Origin of the sequence: [Clostridium] aminophilum DSM 10710 (assembly GCF_000711825.1) — a bacterium.
GTDB classification, from domain to species: domain Bacteria; phylum Bacillota; class Clostridia; order Lachnospirales; family Lachnospiraceae; genus Clostridium_R; species Clostridium_R aminophilum.
Genome location: NZ_JONJ01000015.1, coordinates 77873 through 88578, shown reverse-complemented (window position 1 = coordinate 88578; position 10706 = coordinate 77873). Strand labels below are relative to the sequence as shown.

12 protein-coding genes and 1 pseudogene are annotated in these 10706 nt (G+C 50.4%); all 13 read left to right on the top strand.

Annotation, left to right across the window (positions count from 1 at the left end; translation table 11 throughout):
• Positions 1–122 (top strand): annotated as a pseudogene (locus BR86_RS16630) (LPS biosynthesis protein); the annotation flags it as partial.
• A 212-nt stretch (positions 123–334) separates the two neighbouring features.
• Positions 335–517, top strand: a complete 183-nt coding sequence (locus BR86_RS0111350) for a hypothetical protein (protein ID WP_031474002.1) — start codon at positions 335–337, stop codon at positions 515–517.
• A gap of 73 nt (positions 518–590) precedes the next feature.
• Positions 591–1094: an RNA polymerase sigma factor gene (locus tag BR86_RS0111345; RefSeq protein WP_031474000.1), complete on the top strand. Its 504-nt coding sequence runs from the start codon at positions 591–593 to the stop codon at positions 1092–1094.
• Positions 1087–1884: a hypothetical protein gene (locus BR86_RS0111340; protein WP_031473998.1), complete on the top strand. Its 798-nt coding sequence runs from the start codon at positions 1087–1089 to the stop codon at positions 1882–1884. The genes BR86_RS0111345 and BR86_RS0111340 overlap by 8 nt, the downstream gene beginning before the upstream one ends.
• Positions 1885–2015: 131 nt before the next feature.
• Positions 2016–2993 (top strand): homocysteine S-methyltransferase, encoded by a 978-nt coding sequence (gene mmuM / locus BR86_RS0111335; protein WP_031473996.1) that lies wholly within the window; start codon positions 2016–2018, stop codon positions 2991–2993.
• A gap of 110 nt (positions 2994–3103) precedes the next feature.
• A complete protein-coding gene (locus BR86_RS0111330) occupies positions 3104–4540 on the top strand; it encodes an alanine/glycine:cation symporter family protein (protein ID WP_031473994.1) in 1437 nt (478 codons plus the stop codon).
• Between the two features lie 33 nt (positions 4541–4573).
• The gene (locus BR86_RS16445; protein ID WP_278245606.1) at positions 4574–4696 is read left to right on the top strand and encodes a hypothetical protein; all 123 of its coding nucleotides are present in this window, start codon (positions 4574–4576) and stop codon (positions 4694–4696) included.
• A 56-nt stretch (positions 4697–4752) separates the two neighbouring features.
• Entirely contained in the window at positions 4753–4995 is a 243-nt protein-coding gene (locus BR86_RS14775; protein WP_051684771.1) for a DUF1062 domain-containing protein, read from the top strand.
• Between the two features lie 198 nt (positions 4996–5193).
• Positions 5194–6240: a methionine ABC transporter ATP-binding protein gene (locus BR86_RS0111315; protein ID WP_031473990.1), complete on the top strand. Its 1047-nt coding sequence runs from the start codon at positions 5194–5196 to the stop codon at positions 6238–6240.
• Positions 6221–6901, top strand: coding sequence for a methionine ABC transporter permease (locus tag BR86_RS0111310; protein WP_031473988.1), 681 nt, complete (start codon positions 6221–6223; stop codon positions 6899–6901). The genes BR86_RS0111315 and BR86_RS0111310 overlap by 20 nt, the downstream gene beginning before the upstream one ends.
• A gap of 78 nt (positions 6902–6979) precedes the next feature.
• The gene (locus tag BR86_RS0111305) at positions 6980–7912 is read left to right on the top strand and encodes a MetQ/NlpA family ABC transporter substrate-binding protein (RefSeq protein WP_031473986.1); all 933 of its coding nucleotides are present in this window, start codon (positions 6980–6982) and stop codon (positions 7910–7912) included.
• 129 nt (positions 7913–8041) lie between these two features.
• Positions 8042–9454 carry an FAD-binding oxidoreductase gene (locus BR86_RS0111300; protein ID WP_038288602.1) on the top strand — a complete coding sequence of 471 codons (1413 nt, stop codon included), beginning with the start codon at positions 8042–8044 and terminating at the stop codon, positions 9452–9454.
• A gap of 30 nt (positions 9455–9484) precedes the next feature.
• Entirely contained in the window at positions 9485–10648 is a 1164-nt protein-coding gene (locus tag BR86_RS0111295; protein ID WP_031473982.1) for a pyridoxal phosphate-dependent aminotransferase, read from the top strand.
• Positions 10649–10706 lie beyond the last annotated feature (58 nt).

Here is a 10706-nt window from a genome sequence, read left to right as displayed (position 1 = left end):
AGGAACATGTTCCTAATTGTATGCGACCATTGATTAATAAAAAATTGAAATTGATGTCAGAATTAACAGAGCATACCTTGGCAAATGAAATAGAATCTCCACATGAGATTTTAAGAAAATAGGTAAGTCAAATTCAGATTTATCGATTTCTTTATTTTGAATGATGCACCTTAATCAGGGTGCTGTCTCATTCGTTTGGGAAATTACAGGGAGCAGAGAGTCCTATGTTTTTTGCAGAACATTTTGCAAAAGTCATAGGACTTTCGTTGTATTTACTGCAAAAGTCATATGACTTTTAGCATCACGAAAATACGGCTAAGATTGAGGGGGAGTTATGCTGAAAATCAGCCTTGAAACGGATAAGAAAAGACTCTACGGGATGTTTAATGAGGGAGAAAAGGGAGCGATCCTGTGTCTCCCCTTTCATGATGTTCGCCCGGCTTTGCGCGTTTCTGACGGAGTAAAGTTCTCTCCCTTTTATATATACTTTTCAGAAAAGAAAATATTTTTCAAATGAGTGATAGGTTTTTTCGATGTGAATCGTATTATAGTTAGAAGGCCTTCTAAAAATAAAGAAAGAGAGTTTTGCCATGGAGGAAAATGAAGCAAGGCGGATACTGGAAACATATGCGGATATGATCCTTAGAATCAGCTACAGTTATCTGCGCCAGACATATGCTGCAGAGGACATTTGCCAGAATGTAATGCTGAAATACCTGTCTTCCCACCAAAGATTTGACAGCCGTGAGCATGAGAAAGCATGGATTATCAGGACTACGATCAATGCTTGCAAGGATCTGAGAAAGAGCGCTTTCTTCGGAAGGATAATTGGGCTTGATGCGCTGCCGGAAAGGGAGGTGCCGGATGAACCGGTGTCTGTTCTCACAGAAGAGCTTAAGAAGCTCCCGGCAAATTACAGGGTAAGTATCTACCTCTTCTATTATGAAGGGTATACCATCAAAGAGATTGCCCGGATCCTTGGAAAAAAAGAAACTGCAGTAGCCAATTATCTATCAAGAGGCAGAAAAAAGCTCAAGGATTCCTTATCGAAGGATTCCCGTTTTTTTCTAAAGGAAGGTAAAGCATATGAATGATCCGATCAAAGATATCTATAACAACTCCATGAATGAACTCCATTTCACGGTACAGACGAAAGAGAAAATGTTCCGCGCAATAAGCGAACAGTACTCAGAACAGAATAGTGGAGGAAAGAGAATGAAGGCAAGTTTTAAATTTACGTCAACAGGTATTGTTGCAGCAGCCTGCGTGATGCTCATTGGAGTCACAGCTTTTGCAGGCAGTGGAATTATATCAAGTATTGAAAGTCATAATAGGCTTGGCAGTAATATTGCAGCCTATAAGGATATGACAAAACTTGAGAACAGCATCCATATGGATGTGCTTACGGTTGAAAAGTTCAACAACGGCTTTTCTTTCAGAAATGCCGAAATCCTTGATGAGGCAAATTATAGCGCAGACGGAGCTGATCTGGCCGATGTTTCCGGCGTTGACATTACATATTCCAAAGATGGAATGGCTGATATCTACCTGGAGGCTGAACCGGTCCTGACCATACGGAATGACAAAGATACATCGATGGAGACAAGGATGGTTGGAGATGTTGCGGTAAAATACAGCCTGGACGAATATCTTTTCCTTCCGCCGGATCAGGAAGGAAAGGTATCTCAGGAACTTCTTGACAGGAAGGAAAAGGATGATCATTTCTTTATCAGCTATGGTTCAGAGCAGGAAAAAACACAGATGATTACGAACCTGTCATTTGATGTAGCTGGTGTTCACTACAGCCTTGTGACCTTTGATACAACGCTTACTGTTGATGAATTGTTCGACATGGCAGAGGAGCTGATTACGTCAGGAAAATAATAATTCATAACCAATAGGAACTGCCGTAGATAAGTTCTTCCTATCTTTGCCGATAGGAAGAACTTATTTTTGTGCCGTGAAGATTGCGAATATAATAGATTTTAAAAAATGAGTTGGAAGAGGTGGCGCAGATGAAAGAATCTCTGACGGATATTATGGAACAGAATGGCGTAATGGTGATCGACGGTTCGATGGGATCCGCTCTGGAACAGCTGGGCGCGAATCTGAACAATCGATTATGGACCGCCCGTGTGCTGGCGGAAAATCCGGATCTGGTCCGGCAGGTGCACATGGGATATTTCCGTGCCGGTGCTGACTGCGGAATTACCTGCAGTTATCAGGCAACCATTCCGGGGCTGATGGAAAATGGTTTCACGGAAGCGGAAGCGGAGCAGCTGATCCGCCGCTCGGTAGAGATTTTTCTTCGCGCCCGGGAAGAATGGTGGGAAAACGAGGGGAAGGCGGCCGGAAGAGCGTATCCCTTGTGTCTTGCCGGAATCGGACCGTACGGAGCCTATCGGGCAGACGGCTCGGAGTATACCGGAGACTATCAGATCAGCGATGAGGAGCTGGATCATTTTCATCGCCGGAGAACCGAACTGCTGGCCGAGGCCGGAGCGGATCTTCTTCTCTTCGAGACACAGCCGTCACTTCACGAGGCTCTGATCGCGGCAAAGATTGCGGAAGAGCTGGAGCGGGACTATTGGATCAGCTTCTCCTGTGTGGATGGGAAACATACGGGAAAAGGGGATCGGATTGCCGACTGCGCGAGAGTCCTCTCAAAGGATCATCCGCATCTGAAGATGATCGGTGTGAACTGCACGAAACCGGAATACATCGAATCGCTGATTGGGGAGCTGAAGCAGAACACCGATCTGCCGATTGCGGTCTATCCGAACAGCGGGGAAACCTACGATCCGGTCACCAAGACCTGGACGGCAGCAAATGGAAATCTGGACTTTGGCGCTTACGCGCTGCGCTACATGAAAGCGGGAGCGTCCGCGGTCGGCGGATGCTGTACCACGGTGGAGCAGCACATCCGGCAGGTGGTCCGGGTCCGTGAAACCTATCGGTCGCTGGGAAAACCGGCTGTGATCCGGGTGAAGTAAGTCGGGGAAAGTGAATCGGGAAAAATGATCCGGGTGAAGTAAATCGGGAAAAGTGAATCGGGAAAAATGATCCGGGTGAAGTAAATCGGGAAAAGTGAATTGGGGGAAACATGGAGCAGCTGACAGAATTTATCTATGCAATCGATGATTTTATGTGGGGATCCTGGATGACGATTCTCATTCTCGTGACGGGCATCCTGTTGTCCGTCCGGTTTCATTTCCGCTATCAGCGGTCGGTTGCATTTAACTTTCGGAATACATTTGCCAAAATCCGATCCAAGGGTGAGGGCGAAGGCACCATCTCGGGATTTAAGGCGGCCTGCACTGCGCTGGCCAATACCGTCGGAACAGGCAACATCAGCGGCGTTGCAACCGCCATCGTGAGCGGAGGCCCCGGCGCACTGATCTGGATGTGGATTTCCGCCTTTTTCGGAATGTCGACGAAGGCCTGTGAGATCATCATCGGCCAGCGGTACCGCGAGCACTATAAGGAGTCGATGAATGAGTACGTCTGCGATCGCTCGTTTGTCCTGAAAAATGCGTTCGGATGGAAGCGGGGCGCTGTCGTTCTGGCTGGGTTCTGTTTCCTCTTTGGCCCGTGGACCTGCTCGGTTCAGACCGAGGCGGTAACCAGCTCGATCTCGGAAGCATTCGGCATACCGAGTATCGTGACGGTGATCCTGATCGGTGTCACGTGCCTTGTCACTATCTGGGGCGGTCTTCCGCGCATCTCCAGTGTTATGTCGAAAGCCGTTCCGGTTATGGCAGTGCTCTATATCATCATGGGACTCGGTGTTCTCGTAATCCATGTTCAGGAGATTCCGGCGGTGATTTCCCTGATCGTGAAGTCGGCATTTTCCCCGACTGCCGCTGTGGGCGGTTTCGCCGGAGCGACCGTGCGCGACGCGATTCAGTATGGTGTGGCGCGCGGAATCTATTCCAATGATGCCGGCACCGGTTACGGTATGATCGCGCATGCCTCTGCCGTCACCGATCATCCGGTACGTCAGTCTCTCTGGGGATGGGGTGAGGTCTGCCTGGATACGTTCATCATCTGCGCGGTGACCGCATTTACCATCATTATTACCGGCGCGTATTACACGTCTGACGCCACTTCCGGCGCACTGACCACGATCGCATTTACGAATGCGTACGGCCCGGTTGGCGGGAAAATGACCGCGATCGCGATTGCGGTATTTGCCTGGACGACCATCATCGGCATGTACTATACCTGCGAAAAATCGGTCAACTACGCTTTCGGGGATACGGAAGCCAACCGGAAAATCCGTCCGTTCTACATGATCTATTACATGATTCCATGCGTGGTTTTGTACAATATAGAGGCGGATATCCTGTGGGCATTTACGGACATTTTGTCCGCTCTGTATGTCCTGATCACCATCTTCATCATCGCGGCGCGACATAAGGAGATTTTCCGACTGTTCGACGATTTCTGGAAGCGGTATCTTCCGGCGAAGGAGCGGGGAGAGAACCCGCCGTATGTTACATTTGACTGCAGAGAAAATGTAAAATCCACAAACGAATAATCATTTTGACCGGCATGGAACGAGAAGACGAACATGCCGGTTTTGTATTTTACAGGAAAGTGGTTCTCATTTTCTGCGAAAAAAACGATCCGCGAGGATGCGCACGCCGCTGAATTGGCAGATGACACCGCCTCCGCGCTCGATGAAAGCGTCTGATACTGGTTCGATTCGCATTTTCACCGCTACGTAGGTTGTGGGAAAAGCAGGAGTTTGTGAATTCCGGTAAGTTCCGGGTAAACGCCAACGGAAAAAACGTTGATGTCTGGCTGATTTATCGATGTAAGAAATGTAAGCACTCCTGGAATCTCACAATTTATGAGAGGATAAAACCAGGCAAGATTCCAGCCGAATTATTTGAAGCGTTTCTGGAAAATGATGATGAGACTGCCGGAAATTACGGCAGGGATATTGATTTCCTGAAAAAAAAGCTGAATTATCCACAAAGTAAATATTGACTATGAATAGCCGGTGACTGATGAATTCAGTCCCGGCTATCTGCAGAACATCGATTGGACCGCTGACTCCGTCCCCCAGGTCCACCGATAGCATATAGTTATCGGAAAGGATAGAAAATGCTGATTAGACGATCTTTTTTGATGATGCTATCATGGCTCCAAGCTTGATAAGCCAAATGCAGGAAGAAGGTGGCAGACTTGATTGAAATGACAGATATTGTTAAAACCTTTCAGGCCGGTGCCAAGCAGGTGGATGCGGTAAAAAATGTGTCGCTTACCATAAAGGACGGAGAGATTTTCGGAATCATCGGATTCTCCGGCGCCGGAAAGTCGACACTGGTGCGATGTATCAATCTTCTTGGAAGGCCGACCTCCGGAAGCGTGAAGATCGATGGGACCGATCTGACACAGCTTTCCCCGAAAGACCTCCGCGCAGAGCGGAAAAAGATCGGAATGATCTTTCAGCATTTTAATCTCATGCCATCCAGAACGGTGTTTGGAAATGTGGCGTTTCCGCTGAAAGACAGCGGGCTATCAAAGGAAGAAATCCGGCAGAAGGTGCGCCGGCTTCTCGAACTGGTGGATCTCGCGGATAAGGAAAATGCATATCCGTCGGAGCTGTCCGGCGGACAGAAGCAGAGAGTCGCGATCGCGAGAGCACTGGCAAATGATCCGAAGATTCTTCTCTCGGACGAGGCGACGTCCGCACTGGATCCGCAGACGACCGGTGCAATTCTTCAGCTCTTAAAGAAGCTGAATCGGGAGCTCGGAATCACAGTTGTCGTGATCACCCATGAGATGGAAGTCATCAAGGAGATCTGTCAGCGCGTGGCAGTCATGGAAAATGGTGAGGTTGTAGAGTTGGGCGATGTGTTCAGCGTGTTTGCGAATCCGCAGCATCCGCTGACCAGAAGCTTTATCCGGACGACGTCGAATCTCTCAAAAATCGATCAGATGATTGCGGATCATGTTCCGGGTGTGACACCGGAGATCGGCGAGGTTCTCGTGAAGCTGAGCTATCGTCAGAAGGATGTGTCGGAGCCGTTAATTGCAACCGCGGCAAGGAAATTTGATCTCGATATCAATATTATTCTGGCGGATGTGGAGATTGTCGCGGGAGCGCCGATCGGAGGAACGGTCGTCATTCTTCACGGTGAATCGGAACAGATCAGCCGGGCGATATCCTATATGAAAGAAAAGAATGTCGGAGTGGAGGTGATTTCGGATGCAAGGAACCGTTACTGAGATTTTTCCGAATCTGATGCATAAGTGGCCGGATTTCATTCAGTCCATTCAGGATACATTCATCATGGTGATCTGGGCGGGAGGCATCGGATTTGTTCTCGGCCTCACCTTTGGTATCGTCCTTACGGTCACGAAACCGGGAGGAATCCTGGAGAATCGGGCGGTTTTCCAGATGCTGGACAAGATCACGAATCTGTTCCGGTCCATTCCGTTTATCATTCTTCTGACTGCGGTTATGCCGCTGACAAGATGGATCATGGGAACGGCGATCGGTGTGCCGGGGGCCATTGTCCCTCTCGTTCTTGGATCGGTTCCGTTCTTTACCCGTCAGGTACAGTCGGCATTGGCTCAGACGGATGACGGACTGATCGAAGCGGCTGAGTCCATGGGATGCAGTCCGTGGGAGATCATCACCCGCGTGTATCTGCGCGAGAGCATCGGACCGCTGGCGCGAGCGACGACGATCACCGCGATCAGCCTTCTCGGTCTCACCGCGATGGCCGGAGCTGTCGGAGCCGGAGGACTCGGCGATTTCGCGATCCGTTACGGCCATGACCGGAACATGCAGGATATCACATGGGCAACCGTGATTGTGCTGGTGGCGGCAGTCAGCGTTGTTCAGATCACCGGAGACCGGATTGCAAAGAAACATACACATTAAAAGGGAATAACGGGAAACGTTATCGATAGAAACAAATGTGGCGCATAGACGCACGAAGAAAAAGAGGGGGAACGAATTATGAAAAAGTCCGTAGTAGCAGCATTTCTCACAGCAGCAGTTTTAGCCGGTTGCGGATCATCCGCACAGACCGCTTCCAAGGCAGCGGAGACGACGGCAGCAGCGACCACCGCAGCCGAGACAGCGGCGGCAGCCGGAAGCGAAGCGTATGATTTCACAAAGGATCCGATCGATCTCAAGATCGGTGTGGTTGGCTCTGTATACGATGATCTTTGGGCACCGACCGTGGATTCCTTAAAGAAGGACGGAATCAATCTGGAAGTGGTTCAGTTCACGGATTATGTCACACCGAACAATGCGCTGTCGAACGGCGAAATTGACCTGAATGCATTCCAGCATCAGATTTATCTCGCGAAAGAAGTCGAGCAGTACAGCTATAAGATCCAGGCAATCGGCAATACCTTTATTATTCCGCTGAATGTCTATTCCAACAAGATCAAATCGCTGGATGAGTTAAAGGACGGGGATACCATCGCTGTTCCGAACGATCTGACCAATGAAGGCCGCGCGCTGAAGGTTCTTGCGGCAGCCGGCGTGATCACACTGAAGAGTAACGACAACTTCAACCCGACGCTGGATGATATTGAGTCGAATCCGAAGAATATTACCATTCAGGAGCTGGCGGCAAACACCATTCCGTCCACTCTGCCGGATGTGACCGCAGCGGTCATCAATGGAAACTACGCGCTTGACTTCGGCCTGAAGACAGAGGAAGCGGTATACAAAGACAGCGTTTTAGATGAGCAGAAGTACTGGAACCTGATTGCCGCAAGGACCGATGATCTGAAGGATGCGAAGAAGGTTGCGGCCTATGACAAGGTGGTAAAGACTTTCCAGTCCGAGCAGACAAAGAAAGTTTTTGACGAGAACTTTGGCGGATATTTCATCAATGTCGGCTGGGATCAGGATCTTCTCAAAGAGTATAAGAAATAACAGCCCGTTTTGACGGCGAAACGATGCCCCGCAGAGAGGAAACTTTCTGCGGGTGTTTGCATGAAAAACGGAAAGGCATTGGATCAGGGAAAAAACCGGAACCGGTCATCCCCGGCTAACGGGATACACATGGAAAAGAATGTTACAGATAAGGAGGCGGACGACTTGACGAATATCCGCAACGATCTGCTGGAGATCATAAAAGAGGAAGAGAGAGTTCTGACGGGAGAAATCCCGCACGAGTATCTGAGCGATAAACTTGGCCGAAAGGAAGGGACCGCGCAGGCGGTCGTTCTTGTAAAATCCACCGATGAGGTGAGCAGGATTTTAAAATATGCCTATAATAGGAATATACCGGTAACCCCGAGAGGTGCCGGAACCAATCTGGTCGGATCAACGGTACCGGATCAGGGCGGCATTATTTTAGATGTCTCCGGAATGAACCGGATCCTGTCGTTTGATCCGGACACACTCTCCGTGACGGTACAGCCCGGCGTTCTTCTGAAGGACGTCCAGGCTTATGTTGAGGAGCGGGGCCTGTTTTATCCGCCGGATCCGGGTGAAAAGTCCGCCTCGATCGGCGGAAATATTGCCACCAACGCTGGCGGTATGCGTGCGGTGAAATACGGCGTGACGAGAGATTATGTCCGGGCGCTGGAAGTGGTGACGGCAGATGGAAAAGTCCTGAATGTCGGAAGCAAGAACGTGAAAGACACAACCGGTCTTTCCCTGAAGAATCTGGTGATCGGTTCGGAAGGGACGCTGGCGGTGATCACCGGGGCGGTGCTTCGTCTGGTGGCGAAACCGGAAGCACAGATCAGCATCGTCGTTCCGTATCCGGATCTGAGAACCGGAATCGAGAGTGTGCTGACCCTTCTGCGGGCGGATCTGAACCCGGTCGCCATCGAATTCATGGAACGAAAAGTGGTTGCCTTGGGGGAGAAATATACCGGAATTGTCTACCCGCGGCCGGACGCCGGCTCCTATATTCTTTTGTCGTTTGACGGACATAAGGAGATCGTGGAAGAGTCCGTCCGGAAGGCGTCGGATCTTGCCCGAGAGACGGGGGCCATGGATTTTGTGGTTCTGAATGACCGGGAAAAATCGAATGCGATCTGGGCGGTCCGCGGGGATCTGGTCAATGCGGTCGAGGCCGTTTCCGAGCAGGAGCCGCTGGATATCGTAGTGCCGATCGACCGCACGGCGGACTTCGTAGAGTATGTGAATGCCCTTGAAGTAAAAAACGGGATTCGTCTCATCAGCTTTGGACATGCGGGAGACGGAAATGTGCATCTCTGTGTTGTGCGCGGAGACCGGGACGAAGAAACATGGGAAAAGGATCTCGATCAGGTTCTCACGGAGTTATACGAGGAGGTTCGCCGGATGGGCGGGCTGATCTCCGGGGAACACGGACTCGGTGTGTCCAAGCGGAAATATTTTTTCCATGAGACGTCAAAAGAGATTGTGGATCTGATGAACCGGGTCAAGGATGCTTTTGACCCGAAGCATATTTTGAATGATCAGAAATCCTATGTTCGCTGAATGTGGGAACGGGAAGAGAGGAAATGCATTATGAAACCATTATCGAGCAGAACGGCCAGTTTTACCGACTCCGTAATCCGGAGAATGACCCGGATCTCCAATCAGTACGGGGCGATCAATCTTTCTCAGGGCTTTCCGGATTTTGAACCGCCGAAAGAGATTCTGGAACGTCTGAAACAGGTTACAGAGGAGGATTATCATCAGTATTCCATCACCTGGGGCGCGCAGAACACCAGAGAGGCGCTGGCGGCAAAGCAGTCCCGGTTTATGGGGATTCCGGTCGATCCGAATACGGAGGTCGTCATCACCTGCGGAGGAACCGAGGCAATGATGGCGGCCATGATGACGATCTGCAATCCGGGGGATAAGGTGGCGATTTTCTCGCCGTTCTATGAGAACTATGGAGCTGACACCATTCTCTCCGGTGCGGAGCCGATCTACATTCCGCTGGTTCCGCCGGAGTTTCATTTTGACCCGAACGTGCTGGAACAGGCGTTTAAGGATGGGGCGAAAGCACTGGTTCTCTGCAACCCGTCCAATCCGTCCGGAAAAGTGTTTACCCTGGAGGAAATGCAGACGATCGCGGAGATCATTCAGCGGTACGACGCTTATGTTGTGACGGATGAGGTTTACGAGCATATCATTTATGCTCCGAACAAAATGATCTATATGGCGGCGCTTCCGGGAATGCGCGAGCGGACCATCGTGACCGGATCGCTCTCCAAAACCTATTCCATCACCGGATGGAGACTGGGATACACCATCGCGCCGCCGGAGATCACCGACCGCATCCGGAAGGTGCATGATTTCCTGACGGTCGGGGCAGCGGCTCCGCTGCAGGAAGCGGTGGTGACGGGACTGAAATTCCCGCAGGAGTATTACGATCAGCTTCAGAAGAAATACACGGAAAAGAGAGATCTGTTCTGTGACGGACTGGCGGAGGCCGGCCTGACCTTCCAGAGACCTCAGGGCGCATATTATGTCATGGTGGATATCTCGGAGTGGGGATATGAGAGCGATCTGGATTTCTGCAGTGATCTCGCAGAAAAAGTCGGCGTTGGCGCGGTTCCGGGTTCCAGTTTCTTCCATGAGCCGGTCAATCACCTCATCCGGTTCCATTTCGCAAAGAAGGATGAAACGCTCCGCGCGGCATTGGACCGGCTGCAGGAGATTCATACGAAGATGAAAAGATAACAGGAATCGATTGCGGGAGATTCATACGGAAAAAAAGAGGATAACAGGAATCGTCCGC